At 42.5% G+C, this 16,423-nt stretch carries 12 protein-coding genes and 1 riboswitch; of the genes, 3 read left to right on the top strand and 9 right to left on the bottom strand.

The window, feature by feature from the left end:
* Positions 1-116 precede the first annotated feature (116 nt).
* Positions 117-1,925 carry an ATP-dependent DNA helicase RecG gene (recG, locus tag SUN_RS09920; RefSeq protein WP_012083679.1) on the top strand — a complete coding sequence of 603 codons (1,809 nt, stop codon included), beginning with the start codon at positions 117-119 and terminating at the stop codon, positions 1,923-1,925.
* 87 nt (positions 1,926-2,012) lie between these two features.
* Here the strand turns inward: recG and SUN_RS09915 are convergent, their stop codons facing one another.
* The 8 genes from SUN_RS09915 to SUN_RS13685 form a co-directional block, all read right to left on the bottom strand.
* A complete protein-coding gene (locus tag SUN_RS09915) occupies positions 2,013-2,762 on the bottom strand; it encodes a DUF481 domain-containing protein (protein ID WP_012083678.1) in 750 nt (249 codons plus the stop codon).
* A gap of 150 nt (positions 2,763-2,912) precedes the next feature.
* Complete coding sequence (raiA, locus tag SUN_RS09910; RefSeq protein ID WP_012083677.1) at positions 2,913-3,446, bottom strand: ribosome hibernation-promoting factor, HPF/YfiA family; 534 nt, start codon at positions 3,444-3,446, stop codon at positions 2,913-2,915.
* A 104-nt stretch (positions 3,447-3,550) separates the two neighbouring features.
* On the bottom strand, positions 3,551-4,204 hold the full coding sequence (locus tag SUN_RS09905) for a pilus assembly FimT family protein (protein ID WP_012083676.1): 654 nt from the start codon (positions 4,202-4,204) through the stop codon (positions 3,551-3,553).
* Between the two features lie 11 nt (positions 4,205-4,215).
* Complete coding sequence (locus tag SUN_RS09900) at positions 4,216-4,668, bottom strand: hypothetical protein (RefSeq protein WP_012083675.1); 453 nt, start codon at positions 4,666-4,668, stop codon at positions 4,216-4,218.
* A 10-nt stretch (positions 4,669-4,678) separates the two neighbouring features.
* A complete protein-coding gene (locus SUN_RS09895) occupies positions 4,679-5,536 on the bottom strand; it encodes a pilus assembly FimT family protein (RefSeq protein ID WP_012083674.1) in 858 nt (285 codons plus the stop codon).
* Positions 5,533-6,234 carry a hypothetical protein gene (locus SUN_RS09890; protein ID WP_012083673.1) on the bottom strand — a complete coding sequence of 234 codons (702 nt, stop codon included), beginning with the start codon at positions 6,232-6,234 and terminating at the stop codon, positions 5,533-5,535. The genes SUN_RS09895 and SUN_RS09890 overlap by 4 nt, the downstream gene beginning before the upstream one ends.
* A complete protein-coding gene (locus SUN_RS09885; RefSeq protein WP_012083672.1) occupies positions 6,235-11,817 on the bottom strand; it encodes an Ig-like domain-containing protein in 5,583 nt (1,860 codons plus the stop codon).
* Positions 11,818-11,898: 81 nt separating this feature from the next.
* Positions 11,899-11,978: riboswitch (cyclic di-GMP riboswitch) on the bottom strand.
* Positions 11,979-12,319: 341 nt separating this feature from the next.
* Positions 12,320-12,484, bottom strand: a complete 165-nt coding sequence (locus tag SUN_RS13685) for a hypothetical protein (RefSeq protein ID WP_188085346.1) — start codon at positions 12,482-12,484, stop codon at positions 12,320-12,322.
* 258 nt (positions 12,485-12,742) lie between these two features.
* Here SUN_RS13685 and bamD point away from each other — a divergent pair, with 258 nt between their 5' ends.
* Positions 12,743-13,393 carry an outer membrane protein assembly factor BamD gene (gene bamD / locus SUN_RS09875; RefSeq protein WP_012083671.1) on the top strand — a complete coding sequence of 217 codons (651 nt, stop codon included), beginning with the start codon at positions 12,743-12,745 and terminating at the stop codon, positions 13,391-13,393.
* A 133-nt stretch (positions 13,394-13,526) separates the two neighbouring features.
* The gene (gene lon / locus SUN_RS09870; protein ID WP_012083670.1) at positions 13,527-15,947 is read left to right on the top strand and encodes an endopeptidase La; all 2,421 of its coding nucleotides are present in this window, start codon (positions 13,527-13,529) and stop codon (positions 15,945-15,947) included.
* A gap of 103 nt (positions 15,948-16,050) precedes the next feature.
* Here the strand turns inward: lon and SUN_RS09865 are convergent, their stop codons facing one another.
* Positions 16,051-16,419 carry a response regulator gene (locus SUN_RS09865; RefSeq protein ID WP_012083669.1) on the bottom strand — a complete coding sequence of 123 codons (369 nt, stop codon included), beginning with the start codon at positions 16,417-16,419 and terminating at the stop codon, positions 16,051-16,053.
* Positions 16,420-16,423 lie beyond the last annotated feature (4 nt).

Raw genomic sequence — 16,423 nt, 5'->3', positions numbered from 1 at the left:
AACATGACAATCTGACATATTTTCTTCTTTTTATTCCTAACCTTCGTTATAATCGTTCTACAAAAGCATTGCAGCGTAATGCAATCCCGAATTATTAATTCTGAACGGAGTTCAGCGTGGAAGAAGCCAAACAACTTTTTAAAAAACTCAAGATCTATTCTCTACTCGATCTTGCGCTCATCGTACCGACCTCCTACAACGACACTACACTTTCAACGACGCTGGAAATAGGAAAGATCCATACACTTGAAGCCAAGGTGACGGAGAGCAGTATTTATGGAGGGAAACTGAGAGTGGGCTTCCTGTTGACACAGTCAGGGCGAAGGCTTTCATCCACTTTTTTCCGTGTTACCCCTTACCACCACAAGCTTTTTGGAGTGGGTTCAACCCATTATATTCAGGGCAGACTTGAGGAGTACAAAGGCTACCTTCAGATGCCTCAGCCAAAGTCCATCAAACAGGTAGGGAAGATCACTCCAAAATACAAAAGCGTACTCAAGGAGAGCGAGATAGCTTCTTTGATGGAAGTGTACATTACAGAGCAGAATCTCTTCAATGAAGGTTTGGATTCCAAAGAAGTGGCGACACTGATGCGTGTACATTTCCCCAAAAGTTTAGATGAAGTATATGAGAACGGTGGCTACAAGTCCGAGATCATAGAAGTACTGAAATTCGTTGAAGCCTACAACCACCTGCGAAAACTGCGTGGGAAGAGAGTGGACTTTCCTGCTTTGCGTGCACTTAACGGGGAGATGGAACCCTTTGTTTCAAATCTTCCTTTTACGCTTACAGAGGAGCAGCAGAATGTCATAGTGCAGATACGAAAAGACCTTGCAAGAGAGGACAAAGCAGCAAAACGGATGATCGTCGGAGATGTAGGTTCCGGAAAAACCATGGTGATCCTCGCTTCGGTAATGATGGCCCTGCCACATAAAAGCATTTTAATGGCGCCGACATCACTTCTTGCTCTTCAGCTTTATGAAGAGGCCTGTAAACATTTGCCGAAGTCTGTCAGGATCGCTCTGGTCATGCAGGGGAAAGACGAGGGGAACTACCGGGAAGCGGATTTCATCATAGGCACGCATGCGCTTCTGTTCAAAGAGGACCTTCCCGAAGCCTCACTGGTCATGGTGGACGAGCAGCATCGCTTCGGGACCAAACAGCGCCAGAGCCTTGAGGCGCTAGTGAGTTCGGGTGAACGGAAACCGCATTATCTTCAATTCTCGGCTACCCCCATCCCCAGAACGCAGGCGATGATGGAGTCCGAACTGCTCGATGTCTCCCTCATCACCACAACGCCTTTTGAAAGAGAGGTACTGACACAAACCATCGGCAGAGAGGATTTTCCTGACCTGATGACCCATATCAAAGAGGAGATTGCACAGCAGCACCAGGTTCTCATCATCTATCCGCTGGTGGAAGAGAGTTCCGAAGTCCCTTACCAATCCCTGGACGAGAGCAGAGGATTCTGGGAAAGCAGGTTTGACAATGTCTATGTGACGCATGGCAAGGATAAACAGAAAGAAGATGTACTGCTAGAATTCAGGGAGAAAGGCAATATCCTTCTGGCAACCACGGTTGTGGAAGTTGGTATCTCGCTGCCGAAACTTACGCTCATTGTCATCGTGGGGGCGGAGCGTCTCGGTCTGGCTACACTGCACCAACTAAGGGGACGGGTAGGGCGTAACGGTCTGAAGAGCTGGTGCTACCTCTTCTCGAACAGCAAAGAGAACTTCAGGCTCCAACAGTTTGCACAGACCACCAACGGTTTCGACATAGCCAAACTCGACCTGAAATTTCGTGACAGCGGGGATATACTCGATGGAACGATTCAAAGTGGCCAAAGATTCAAATGGCTGGATATGGCAGAGGACGATAAAATAGTGGAACAGGCAAAAGTTAGGATGAAAAGTCTGAAAACTTAAGTGGAACCGGAGGATCGATCTCCATCCCCAAGTTGTTTTGCAGCTATATTCAAGGTGAAGTTGAAGCATTCACTTCCATGAAGGTTTCTATTTGAATTTGTAGTTCAGGTTGATACTGGATCTGAAATCATTTTCCTCAATATGATGATAAGGTGTAGAATTGTGTTTGTGCTGAAGGTCCAATGACAATGATGTATTCTTCGTAACAGATGTATTTAACTGCAAGATCTGAAATGTTCTGTAGTCAGAGAAATCTTCGATGTTAGGCTGGTAGAAGCCGAGGTAGGTTATGGAAAAGTGCTCATTAATATTTTTGACAAGTGAAAGATAGCTGTTCAGTTTGGTACGTTTATAGATCGGATCAACATCTGTGATCTCATTAGGTTCCATATAGGAATAGAAAAGGCCCAGCCCTACATAACATTTGTCAAAAAAACCTTCGAACCTCCTACGGATGTTTGCCCCTGCAAGGTTGCGCATCTCTACATCCTGAAACTCGTTGAACTCTGTCTGCAAAAAGAATTCATAGTCATAAGGCGTCTCTTCGATACGGTGAATGTAACGTAGATGGGCAAGACCATCATTGGTATTTTTCTCACTGTTGGATTCACCGTAGTGGTAGGCTGCGATGGAGTAGATCATCCAGAGGGGCTGATGGTACTCTATTTTTGCACTAAACCCCAGTGCACTAGTGTTAGAGTTGCCCGAAGTGTAGCTTCCGGAGATCCCCGTTTCCCCGTCAACTCCCTCTTTTCCTCCAATGACCGGCGGGTCAAGAGAAATAAAACTGTAGGAAGCGGAAGTAAACAATAAAAGCAGAAGTAGTTTTTTGAACATGATTATCTCCTCTCGTTATGGAATGATAGCAAAAAACAACAGTGTTAAAACTTTCAGTTAGGAAGAGAAGGGGGTGAAAACCGATAATTCGTAGAAAATAAAGTAAAGAGTAGAATTTAACGCTCAGTGCTCAGCACTGAACGCTTTTTATTAATAAAGTCCGAACTTCCCGTCAGCTCTTTTGTACATGACTCTCATATGGCCATCATAGTCGTTAAAGACGATGAACTGTCTTTTTTTCTCTTCCCTGAGTGCATCGATGGCTTCCTCAAAGTCAAGCGGTTTATGAAGTTCAAGATCCATTGGTACGATCTCGATATCTTCAGTGGCAATTTCTGAAACAGCTTCTGCCTCTTCACCCATGTCTTTAAAGCTCATGACCTTGTGGTCTTTGATCTTCTCTTTGTGTCTTCTGAGGCTCTTTTTCACTCTTTCGCTGGCAAGATCCATAGCGGCATAGACATCTTTATCCACCTGTGTGATGACGACAGTATTCTTGTCTTTTAGATTTACGATGAATTCTACATGAAAACCTTTTTTTCCGTTCTTCTCATCTGCTGAAATAACGATATTGGCTGAGGTGATATCCAAGTGGTATTTCTTGAGGCCTTCCAACAGTGCATCAGCATAGGCTTTAATGGCATCGGTCAGTTCGAAATGTCTTCCTGTAATACTTTTATTCATGATAAATCCTTTAATGTTAGATACGGAGAAGGCCGGAGAGGCCCTTCATTCTCCATACTTAATTGTAACTTAAGTAACTTAATGAAGGGTAAATGGAGAAATAGTTATGAGTTATTTTGTCCAGAAATATATGCATAGCCTGTTTCTGGTTCAATTTTAATTGCAAAAGTGCTATCGTCAGACATAGTAAAGGTAAATGTACACATTGATGACAAGTGACCTGCATTATTTGGTTTGGTGGAATTCGGAAATCCGCTGCTGTAAGGACGACCGAGATGGTCAAAGCCTACATAAAGATTACTGCACCCTCCACTAGGTGCAATAGTTTTAATACCATATTTTTTACTAATAAAAATATTTTCGCTCACATTATTGTCACCACCAGTGCTACAGTCTACTCCGTTTGTCCAAAACATTGCTTTGCCGTTTGCCGGATCCAATGCGGCTTCATTTTGTGTAAAATATGCGTTGGTTGAGCCAGTCATATTGTTATCACTGCCAACCATATAATATTTGTCGTTTCCCGTACATGTTCCAAAGACAATATGCCAGAAACGCCGCTGCCATTTTGCATCATTAAATTTTTGTTTATCGTCAAGAAGAGCCAAGTGTTGTGTATATCGAATTGCAGAGAGTATATTATCAGCAGCTCCCTGTTTGAGGTCCCGGTCCAGTCTTGGTATTGCAAGTGCGGCAATGATGCCCAGTATGACAATGACAAAGACAAGCTCAAGCATGGTAAAGGCATCTCGTTTCATGTGTAAACCTTTCATATCTTTTGTACCGTACGTCTATGAACCGTGACTTTTGGAGCACCGGTATTGTCAGGATCTTCGTAATCCACATAGGCATCCACGATAATAGTAAGCGGTGTTTCAGGAGTCGTTACATTCGTGCTGAGTTGCTGGTCTGGTCTGCAGTTCCCTATCTCAGATATAGGACCAATATAGGCGATATGTGTTCGTATTTCATAGCCTCCCTGATTGATATTGCCAATATTGCCATTGATATCCTCGACACAATTAGCAATTCTATTATGTCCGGTCACTGCCATAATGGCAAATTCCGTATAGCTTTTTGCATAAAGCATAGCTTGCGCTCTCTGATATTGGGCAGTGGTTGCTTTTACACCCTTCCCACTAAGGCTCATAACAAACATAGCGATGGTAGCCATTATGATGATGATAAAGATGGCTGTAATCATTGAAAATGCTTTTCTCATGTGTTCCCTTCTAATACAATACAATTTTTTCTTTACAAGAATGTGCAGATTTTGTTGTGTCAACAGCAACTGAAACATTGCTATCTATAGATTCATATTGACATACTTTGATACGCAAAGAGCCTTCACTTCCCTGAAAACTAAATGTAGTGACATTGGAAAGTAGTTTGCTTTTTATCGTTCCCAATGATGCACCAAAATTAGGTGCAAAATTATAATAAAGCCACAGGTCACTTCCCTCAAACACAATAGCGTAAGAACTCCATGCAAGCTTATAGCGTTCACTGATTGTACTGCCGGAGGAGAGACCTGAAACATTAATGTTTTCGCCGGTGGATCCGGCGGTAACATTTATACTTGGAAGTCCATTAGGAAAATAGAGTTTGGCGTTTGAGATAGTTTTAGATCCGCCACTCAGTTTTTGAATAATCTCATCAGTAAGACCAAGATTTGAACTGGGACTGACAAGTGTTGTCGTAGTACTCTGATTAAGATCAATAAACCCGCTCCATCCCGGTCTTCTGGAAGTACTAGTCATTGCTTCGAAGCTGTCACCGTCCTCACCCACCCATTGCAATACATCTCTTTGGGCAGTGCTGGTGATTTCGGTAATGGATATGAATGCACTTGTCTTGGAGACTCTGGCGCCTACTGTTCCGGGTATAGCATAGCGCAAGCGGTTGGCAATCTGGTTGAGTGCCTGTTCTGTCTTTGTATTTGCCCGGTATTGTGCACGCTGCACAATGTAGCTTTCATAGACTTGTGCTATGACTTCTGCACCTATGGACGAGACAATTCCAAGAATAACAATGACAAAAATAAGCTCTAACATGCTAAAGGCACTTTTTAAGTGTTGTAGATTTTTCATGGAAGTATCCTCATTTCATAGCCTATACCGCCTATATTACAGCTAAATGCATGCATCACGATGGAGCTTTTAAGTTCCGCATCACTTGGAAAAGTTGTTACATTGACATCTATATTTTTAACATTGCTGGTTGCAGCACCGGGAGATGGTATGAAGCTGATAGGTGTAGCTCCACCATTACTGTAGGTGACAGTATCTGAACCATAAGTAATAGTAGTATTTATATCAACATGGTCTTTCCCAATGTATCTACCTCCGGCATTTTGTATGGTTGAAAGAGCGGTATTCCCAAAGTCATCTATATCATCTTTTATAGTGTCACCAAGGTCCATTCCTATCACCGAAGCGTTGAGATCATTCAAGCAGGTGTTAAATTTGCGTGTTGTGGAAGTCAACGGAACACCGATTCGCCTACTTGGATCTGTTGCCATGGGATCCAGTTCACTATCTCCATTTGTTACGTGTAAAACAGGAGGTATGCACGAACTATTTGTGTCATTTTCATCCCAGGCATAGGTAAGTATCATCGTAATTCTCGATACTGCCTGGTTAACACCCTCTTGTTGCAGTACTACAGTGGTACTTTTTTGGGCAGTGCTAATGAGCATAGGGGCCGACATCAATACGATCCCCATAATGACAATGGCAAAGATAAGCTCTATCATAGCAATGGCAGGTGTAAAATATGTTATTTTCATTTACCACTCCACCCTGTTGGATTTATTCCTGCTTACATTGTCGTCTACAACACTTCCCACACCAGGTAAATTTCCTGTAGTACTCCAATTACCACCACCCGTACCGATAAACCGTACTCTGTAGAATGGAGAAGAAGCTGATATAGTAGAGTCTGGATTGTATATAAGCCAGGAACTTGTATCTGTCGGGTTTGTGGTAACAAGGTCTATATCTACAATATAAGGGCGAGTACTGTTTAGAGGATAATTTACAATGATGTTGTTGTCTGTACCATCATTAGTTGCTGAAATGATATTGACATTAGGTGTATTTAGACTACCAGCACTTGAACTGACAGTTAATGTAATGTTTCCATCATTATCTGTCATGTCATGGCCGGTGGAGAGCCACCATTTATTTTCATTTGTTGACCCGTATACAAGGTCAACTCCCGGGCAGTTTGCAGCACTTGTTGGCCATTTGTCGCAATATACGACAATGGAAATAGGTGTTTTCTGGCTGCTGCCAGTTACATCGTCATAGAAGAACTTGGATGATTTTGTCCTACCAAAGAGAAAAGTTGCATTGGCATCGGCTAAATTAGTGCCAGTGATTGTTGCACTTCCTTCAGGAGCAGTACCGCTATAGTTAGAGATAACCGTAAGATTTATGTCGGTACCCGGTACTTCAAACGGATTAATTGGTTCGTTGTTGTTGCGTGAATAATTGAACATCAGTTTTTGTGTTTCATCGCTCTCATTTACGTCAATGATATGTGTACCGTTTGCATCGGTTCCTCCAAAACCAAGGAGCTTTGCCGGAATCTGAGCTCCGGCCAATGTCTGATTAATATCATGAATACGTACAGAGTTATTGAGAGGATGTCGTGTCGTCACAGGTAATAATGGGTTCCAGTCAGTGACCCTCATGCTAACGTTGACAGCATGTTCATAATATCCATTGTCTTTACGGAAATTTGTAGTTACTCCTTCTAGCGCATTCATCGCGGAGATAGTAACTTCTACATGAGCAGACATATTGAGATCATTGGAGAGGTAGGTAAATCCTTTTTGTGCATGATTGTTGAGGTGCACACCGCTAAGGGTAAAGTGGTGGGGTATAAATGTAAGTTTTGGGGTTTCGCCACAGATATACGCTCCTCCTTCAATAGCCTTAGTCTCTCCATTTGCAATGGTTGTTGTTGTTATATTGCAGTCGTATGGCGTATCATCCTCATCTGTTGCAGACCAGGTAAGATCACGGATATTTATAGTAACGTCACCCACGTCATCAAATGAAAATCCTACAACATCTGTACTTGTTGTGTCTTGAACTTGAGAAACACCATTTGTAATGTTCCAGTCGCTTGGAGAAGTTTTTTGTGCAGTTCCATGCATCGATCCTGTGCTGTCCTGTGTGCCATCAGAAAGATAAAGGGAGGCACTCAGATTAATATCACTGCTTATGCGATCGTAGTTAGCAGTATCGTTATCTAGTCCATCTTCTGCATGAATGGTCAAATTGTACTCTTGTCCGGAGCGTAGCAAATCCGGGTAGGAAGTATTAGTTGAACTAATGCTGAACTCTTCTGGACGTGCAGCAAAATCATCGGATGATCTGCTGATAAAGGTAGTGTTGGAATCTGTCAAACAATGAAGACATCCATAAACATGATTATATTTTTCAGGTTGAATATGTTTGGCAGAGTTTACACTCCAGCCTGCATATGCTTGTGGACTACAAGCTGGCACTTGATTTCCACTAAGGCTAAGTGCATTGCCAAGGCAGATATTATGTACACGGGGGTATTTGTCAGCCGGGAAAAGATCTGCTAGTTTTCCATCAGAGTTTAGACACTGAGGTATGCCTTTGTAATTCCCTGAAGTTGTACTATGCTGTATACAGTTACCATTGTAATTGCCCCAGTCAAGTGAATTCCAGTCGATAAAGTGCATTTTGATCCAGTCACTTTGATGTGCTCTTTCCAGGTTCAATCCGGAAGCAGTAATCTCAGACTCGCCATTTGAGAATTCAGGTACAGGATTACCCTCAGGTGTTAGCCGGACACTGTCATCATTCCAGAGAGTTAAGAAAACAGGCATATTGAACGTAGGCCCGGTAAAGGCAGATTGATACCCAGAGATATCAAGGTGAACGAGTTTAAGTTTGAATGACTTATTGACTATTTTAGTTGTAATATTGTTATCTGCCGCATAGGGGTAGTCATCGTTTATGGCATCCATACCGACGGCACCATACACCCATCCAGTAGGAATAGTAAGTACACCGGCATTGTAGGTATTACTTTTCCCTCCAAAGTTTCCGTGTGCATTACTGACCAGTATAACATACTCATCGGTTGTAGCATTTTTGTAGGTTGCGTAGGCAGTATTGGTTGCATTTTCATCTTCTATATTCCTTAGATCATTTCTGATTCTTACTGCAAACTGCATTGTATACTTGTCGCCAATAAATACCTGTGGAATTTTACACCATACACGTCTCTGTCCTGCATTGAACCCACAGTTTGGATTTGTCTGCCAAGTTGCACTGTTTGGCTCGGAGAGTTTGATCTGAGAGAGGTCAAAATTGCTTAAGTCCAGAGCCGGGGTTAAAGAATCAAAATCGAAATCATCAAAAATTTCAAGCTGTTCGGCAATTTCTTCTCCGCTATTTTCAAATTTAAGGGTGTAGATAAGTTCCGAGTTGGGATATATTTCTTCACCTGGACCGGCAGGTCTAAGTGTACCATTATTATCTCTGATTTGTGCACTTTTGTTGATATCGTCGATTACTGGTGTGGTCAGATCAGTAGCAAATGCAAACATGGTAAGGGAGTACCAGTCCACACCGCCGCTTGGTGTCGAAACGTCAAAATAGAAGCGTGTATCATGCTGATCGTTGTCCATAAAGCTGCTGACATCGACACGGTCGGCATCGACACCATAAGTTTTGGTGACACCGCTGTTGATAGGCGTTCCAAATTCAGCGATGGTACTGTTGAGCAGGTTGTCTGTCGGATTGATAACTGAGTCTCCTATAGGACTATATGTTGAAGTTTTTTTGACACGCATACGGGCAACACCACCTACAACAGGGTCACCGTCACCGGCAAAGAGCGCAATTGATGCGGTGACAGGACCACTTAACGGAGTAACGAAACCGTTAATATCAATAGGATTATCATTGCTTGTAATATATTGGAATCCCTTAAATACCGAAATATTTTTAAAATGCAGTGTTTTGGAGGGATCTTCATAGATCGCAAGTATACTCCATCCACCATAGTTACCACCGTTACTTTTTACTCCTTCTGTCAATATAATATTGGCAACACCATAGGCGCCGAACTCATTCTCATCAAGCAGGTGTGTAATGTCTGCAAAAGCGGCATAGTTCCAATCTACACTGTTCCTTTCAATGATATTCAGGTTATTGGCGGTAATATCGATATAGTCGCTCCTATTGGGTGTTTTCAGTTTAATTACGTCAAGATGGTCTTTGGCTTCATTGAAGCTGTTGTAGTTTGAGTGGTGCCAGTCGCATCCTGTACCGTTTCCATTGCCGGTGCCATTTGAGTTATTACTACAAATATGCCCTTCCCAGAAGAGACCCGCCCAAACTATTTTGTATGAAGGGGAAAGGTTCAAGGTTGAAAAAGAGGAGTTGAAGGTACTGGAGTCACCATCATCGTCAACATACTTCATGTCTATATTATCATTATAGTTCTGATCTGCATCACTGGAAGGTTTGTTGACGTTGGCATTACCGATGAGCTTCATATCACCAAAGAGGTTGTACTGGAGATATTTTGTCAATGGAAAGTCTGCTCCTGTGTTGGTACCACTATTGACGGTCACGGTTGCTTCATCGGTATTGTTGGTAGTATTGGTATCTTGTGTAGAAGTAGAGACCGCAGCAGTGTTGGTAATGTTATAGTCGTCTACATCTGCAGGGGTTGTGACTCGAATATTGATGTTCGCAGCAGTGTTGCCTGATGCCAATTTCCCACTGTTGGCAATGTAGTCACAGACAATCAGTTGCCCCTGGCTACAACTCCAGTCCGATCCGCCATCGATCGAGACAAAGTGCAACTCGGAAGGCAGGCTGTCGAGAACCTGAACATTTCCTGCATCGCCTGAGCCGATGTTCTGTACAGTGAGCGTATAATCGAGAGGACTGGCTGTAATAACAGGATTGGGTGATGCACTTTTGGTAATTGCAACATCTGCTAATACTTTTTTGACAGTGGTTGTTACTATATTGGATGTGTTATTTGATGTATCTGGATCAGGTGTATCCGAAGAGATTACGGCTGTATTGTTGATATCCCCACCCACAGCGGGGGCCAAACCATTGATGGTAATAGTCGCATTCTCTCCAGGGTGCAAAATAGCTGTGCTGCAGGTAATGGTACCGGCGGAGAGGGAACATGTCCATCCTGACGGAGCAGTAGACCCATTGTAAAGCATACCTGCAGGCAGTACATCTTCGACAATGACATTTTGGGCATCTGAAATGCTGCTGCTATCATTTTCCACAGTAAGTGTATAGCTCATTGGACTATTTGTATCGACTTCACCAGGAGCGGATTTTAGTATACCCAGATCAGCTTCTGGCGCTACAATATTAATGGTGACAGTTGCTGTATCTACACCACCATATCCATCAGTAACATTATAATCAAAAGTTACAGGATTGTTTGGGTTGGATGCGTATCCTACACTGGCTGTAAATATAAATATACCAGTCGTATCTGGACCAGTAAAAGTACTTGCTGCTGAGGGATCACTTAATCCTGAATGCCAACTAACTGCAAGAAAATCAACAGGATCAGGATCATAGTCTGCAGGATCATCTAACATTGCATTGCCCAAAATTGTTCCACCTTCTACCACTGTATAGTTTTTATCATTGGCAATAGGTGGATGATTCTCTGTCACTGTAATATTTACATCTGCAGTATCGCACAAAATAGGAGCCTGATTATCACATACTTGGTAAGTGAAAGAATCAGGTCCAGTGTAATTAGCATCTGGCGTATAGAGTAGACTTGGATCCGTACCATTTAATGAACCATTTGTAGGCCCTGTTACGATACCATATGTTATAGGGTTATTATCTGGGTCAGATCCAATAAGTGTAATAGTAATAGGTGCGTTTTTATGTGTTATTGCAGTAATGTCATTCGCTGTGGGGGCTCTATTTGGGGAAGTGTCTCTAATGGTGACAATAACACCAGTATCTACTACGCTTACATCTGAATGAAATACTAGTCGAATAGTAGGGGCATTTACTGTGAATGTATCGTTAATACCTGACCCACAGTATGTTTTAAGAACAGTGTGTGCTCCAGTGCTTTCGGTAATTTGCACATAATCATAACCGCAAGATGCCTGATATTCAATACTACCAGTTATCGTTACTTCAATTTGTGTAGCACCGCTGATTCCAGCATCCATGGTTGAGTCATCATTATTGTTGTAAGGACTTGGATCTGTTCTCCATTCAGTAGTACCTGATTTTATCCACCCAGCATTTCCAAAAGAAATAAATATAAATAGAAATAACAATATCTTAAAAATAAAATTCAAATTTTTCATAAGTAACACCTTCTATACTCAGTCGTCACTGAGTGAAATTCGTATGTATATCAAAAGATGACATAAATGTTATGGCTTACGCTTGGCAGTCTGGCTGTCTTCAAAATGAAGACCCACAACTTTCCGCTCCTGCTTTCACAGCAGGTTTGGCTTTTCATCGTATCATACTTTAATATTTAAGGATAACATGTCTAAGATAAAATAAATATAAAATAAGCAATTTTTATAGTATTTGATATTCGGTGTCAAAGTGTTGGGTATAAACTGTCTGCTCCTTGAAGATAGTATTAAAGATTATTGTCTACACTTCCGTCACCGATCGGATCTTCTTTTTGGGCTTTAGCAACTTTGTCAAGTGGAAAAAGTAGTTTCTTGATAATACTTTTGATTTTGGAAGTTTGTCTCGGATGATATGTTCAATGATACTCAGGTTTTCATCTATATAATCGTGGGTAATATAACTTCCCTTTAAATCATTTTTATCGAATTTACTCAAAATTTCTTACTCTGCATCTTCTGAAAGTTTATTGAATTCTTCAGCTATAGAGGTGAGATGCATCAAAATGGATACTCTTGAGCATTTTTTGTCGGATAGAGCATTGGTAACGGACCCATCTTCTTTGCAGACAGCTTCAATAAAATCGATCTTTTTTAATATGGTCTTCAATCTTTAGTGTCGCTTCTAAAAAGACCTATTTTTTCGATCCTGCTTTCCGTCAATTCACTTTTTAGATCAGCAAAGTAGGCTAAAATATGTTCTTTTTGCATTCCATCTATCCTTTTTAATCTATGTCGGGAATAATTCCCCGATCCTGTGGATCGATTTATTAAAATATAAAATTTGATGACATTATTGCCTCACCTAATACGTTTTTTACATATTTTGGGATATGATATTAAATATAACAACTATGATGGGGTAAGTATGAATTTTAAAAAAAGTCTGTTGCTAGGAATTGCTGTAGCGTTTCTGTTCGTGGGATGTTCCAAAGATGATGACGATGTGGCTGAGTTCAACAAACCGGCACTCTACTGGTATCAACAGATAGGAAACAGTATCGCTGCAGGAAATATGGATAAAGCGGATGCTTACTATATTTCACTTAAAAGTGAGCATATGCGTTCTCCACTGATGCAAACAGCGATGATGATGCTTGCCGTCGCACACATGGATAATGAAGAGTACCTGCTTGCAGGCTATTACCTTGATGAATACAACAAGCGTTTCGGTGGTGAGAAGAACCGTGAATACATCGAATACATGAAGCTCAAAGCGGCTTTCCTCGGTATCAAAGATGTTTATAAGGACCAGAAACTCATCATGGACAGTATCAATGGTGCAGGTACCTACCTATTGCGCTATCCCGGATCTACCTATACGCCGCTGGTCAAGACCATTTTGGTCAGACTGCACATGGCTCAGTATCTGTTGAACGAGAATATTGCAGCGCTGTATGAAAGGACAGGTAAGCCAGAAGCGGCAAAGATATACAGAGAAAAGAACAAAGGGTCTGTTGTAGAGATGGCAGATATTACCCCGCCCGAAAAAGGTTTTATCGGAAAGATCTTCGACTAAGAAAAAAGATGGTCCAGGTATCTTTACCTGGATGGAAACAATTCGACATCGGTCAATTATCGGATGTTAATCTACTGTTGATAAACTTTTACAAAGAAATAATTTAACCAATTTTCAAAAGGAAAAACCAATTATGCAATTAAGCGATTATGATGATTTCCCGGCCATATTGCCGATAGTGGTAGAGGATGAACTCTTTCTTTACCCGTTTATGATCAGCCCTATTTTTTTGACAGACCAGAAAGATATCGACGCCGCTACCGAAGCGATGGAAAACAATTCACTTCTTTTTGTAACATCATCCATCCCGGGGAAAGAGGGAAGTCGTGATTTCGATGCGATGTACAGGGTAGGGGTGGTCGGTTCCATTATGCGTAAAGTACACATTCCAGACGGCAGGGTAAAAATACTCTTTCAGGGCCTGGCACGCGGCCAGATCATTGAACCGGCAGAGGGTGAGTTCAACAGAGCGGTCATCGATATCGTCAAACAGGATGGCTACGATCAGCTCAAAGTCGATGCGCTTATGGGTGTGCTGCGTGACAAGATAAAGATACTCTCTTCTCTCAGCAGCCACTTTCCTGCCGACTTGGTGCGTACCATCGAGGAGAATGATGAGCCAAACCGCATCGCGGATCTTGTCTCTTCCATGCTTAAACTGGACAAAGAGGTCGCCTATGTGCTATATATAGAGCCGGATATAGAGAAGCGGCTGCTCGGCCTCATCGATGTTGTGACCTCCGAGATCGAGTCTGCCAAGGTGCAGAGGGAGATCCGTACGAAAGTCCATACCAAGATCGAACAGACGAATAAAGAATATTTCCTCAAAGAACAGCTCAAAGAGATACAGCAGGAGCTGGGTATGGATACGCAGCGCGAAGAGGAGATAGCCGCTTTCAGGGAAAAAGTAGAGTCACTCAAACCCCATCTCAACGAGGATGCCTACAAGGAGATAAGCAAACAGCTTGACCGCCTTGCCAGGATGCATCCCGATTCTGCTGATGCCAATGTACTTCAGTCCTATCTGGAATGGGTACTGGAAGTGCCGTTCGGGAAAGAGACCAAAAAGAACCTGAGTGTTAAAGAGGTTGCTGAAGAACTTGACAAAGACCACTATTCTCTGGAAAAACCCAAAGAGCGCATCGTTGAATTCTTCTCTGTGAGGGAACTCGCGGAACTTAGAGGGATCAAGCAGAAAGAAGCTGGGGGTGTCATACTTTGTTTTGCAGGACCTCCGGGTGTAGGGAAGACCTCTCTTGCGAATTCCATTGCCACGGCACTAAGCAGGCCGCTTGTGCGTATTGCATTGGGTGGCCTTGAAGATGTCAATGAACTCCGAGGGCACAGAAGGACCTATGTGGGCGCAATGCCGGGACGTCTGGTCCAGGGTCTCATTGAGGCCAAGAGCATGGACCCGGTGATCGTGCTCGATGAGATAGACAAGGTAGGACGCAGTATGAGGGGAGACCCGACGGCGGCACTACTTGAGATACTCGATCCCGAACAGAACAGTAAATATAGGGATTACTACCTGAATTTCAACATTGACCTGAGCAAAGCCATTTTTATTGCTACTGCCAATGATGTGGGACGCATTCCTGCGCCTCTTCGTGATAGAATGGAGTTCATTGGGTTGAACTCGTATACGCCAAAAGAGAAATTCGAAATCGCCAAACGCTACCTGATACCGCAGGAGCTGAAGAAGCATGCGCTCAAACGTAGGGAATTCTCGATTTCGGACAAGGCTCTAAAAATACTCATAGATGAGTACACCAGAGAGGCGGGGGTAAGAAACCTACGCCGCCGTATTGCTGGACTGATGAGAAAAAGTGCACGTATGTTGCTTGAAGATGCAAATAAAGACCATATTGCCGTGACAAAGAAGAATTTGGAACACTTTACAGACAAGAAGGTATTTGAGATTTCGCTGGTAGACAAAAAGCCGCAGGTAGGTGTCGTCAGCGGTCTTGCCTGGACAGCGGTGGGCGGAGATGTATTGACAATCGAAGCCATCAAGATCAAAGGGAAGGGGATGCTTCAGCTCACGGGAAGCCTGGGTGATGTCATGAAAGAATCAGTGCGTATCGCCCATTCTGTCGTGAAGATACTCATCGATGAGAAGAAATTGTCGATTCCGTCGTCATGTATTCCGCATACGGCTAAAGAGAGAGAGGAACGCATCCCTGTCGATCCGAGTGAAGTGTATAAACGCTATGACCTGCACATACATGTACCTGAAGGTGCAACCCCTAAGGATGGTCCGAGTGCGGGTATTACCATGGTAACAGCGATCGCCTCCATCCTGAGCAATAGAAAAGTAGACAATAGGGTAGCAATGACAGGTGAAGTGACACTGACAGGCAAGGTCCTTCCTATTGGCGGACTGAAAGAAAAACTCATTGCTGCATATAAAGCGGGGGTGACCAAAGCGCTTATTCCTCAAAAAAATTATGAACGTGATTTGGATGATATTCCCAATGAAGTGAAGAATAATATCAAAATAATAGCTGTTTCAAATGTAGATGATGTCTTGTCGGAAGTGTTCGTGAAATAAGGCTTAATGGACAAAAAAAGATCATGTAAAATGGATTGTCCAACGAAAATTCCTTGGAATATATCCACTTTTGGACAGGAGTGAGTAACCCCACCCTATGATTTTAGTTCGACCATTGATCTAGTTTGGTCGTAAGTATATCTTCTTTAATAGGTTTTCTAAGGAAGTCATTGGCACCGTTCTCAAAAACTTCTGTTTTCCTTGTATCATCTGTAGAAAGTACGATGACAGGGATATGAGCGTTTGCCATGTCGAGTCTGAAGATCTTTAGGAACTCGATACCGTCAACGATCGGCATCATTATGTCAAGAAGAATAAGGTCTATGCCAGGATCTCTTTTCATTTTTTCCAGAGCATCAGAACCGTTTTCCGCTTCGATGATATCTGAAACTTTAGGATTCTTTTTTAAAAGAGTCTGCAATAACTTTCTGTTGATGAAATCATCATCAACAACTAATACTTTTAATCCCATCTTC

It is taken from the genome of Sulfurovum sp. NBC37-1 (assembly GCF_000010345.1).
In the GTDB taxonomy this organism is placed as follows: Bacteria; Campylobacterota; Campylobacteria; order Campylobacterales; family Sulfurovaceae; genus Sulfurovum.
This window is presented reverse-complemented; position numbering and strand designations above follow the sequence as displayed.

What these genes read in the sequence shown, in the direction of transcription:
- SUN_RS09915 (WP_012083678.1), bottom strand. Translation starts at nt 2,762, where the DNA reads ATGTTCAAAAAACTACTTCTGCTTTTATTGTTTACTTCCGCTTCCTAC.
- raiA (WP_012083677.1), bottom strand. Translation starts at nt 3,446, where the DNA reads ATGAATAAAAGTATTACAGGAAGACATTTCGAACTGACCGATGCCATT.
- SUN_RS09905 (WP_012083676.1), bottom strand. Translation starts at nt 4,204, where the DNA reads ATGAAACGAGATGCCTTTACCATGCTTGAGCTTGTCTTTGTCATTGTC.
- SUN_RS09900 (WP_012083675.1), bottom strand. Translation starts at nt 4,668, where the DNA reads ATGAGAAAAGCATTTTCAATGATTACAGCCATCTTTATCATCATCATA.
- SUN_RS09895 (WP_012083674.1), bottom strand. Translation starts at nt 5,536, where the DNA reads ATGAAAAATCTACAACACTTAAAAAGTGCCTTTAGCATGTTAGAGCTT.
- SUN_RS09890 (WP_012083673.1), bottom strand. Translation starts at nt 6,234, where the DNA reads ATGAAAATAACATATTTTACACCTGCCATTGCTATGATAGAGCTTATC.
- SUN_RS09885 (WP_012083672.1), bottom strand. Translation starts at nt 11,817, where the DNA reads ATGAAAAATTTGAATTTTATTTTTAAGATATTGTTATTTCTATTTATA.
- bamD (WP_012083671.1), top strand. Translation starts at nt 12,743, where the DNA reads ATGAATTTTAAAAAAAGTCTGTTGCTAGGAATTGCTGTAGCGTTTCTG.
- lon (WP_012083670.1), top strand. Translation starts at nt 13,527, where the DNA reads ATGCAATTAAGCGATTATGATGATTTCCCGGCCATATTGCCGATAGTG.
- SUN_RS09865 (WP_012083669.1), bottom strand. Translation starts at nt 16,419, where the DNA reads ATGGGATTAAAAGTATTAGTTGTTGATGATGATTTCATCAACAGAAAG.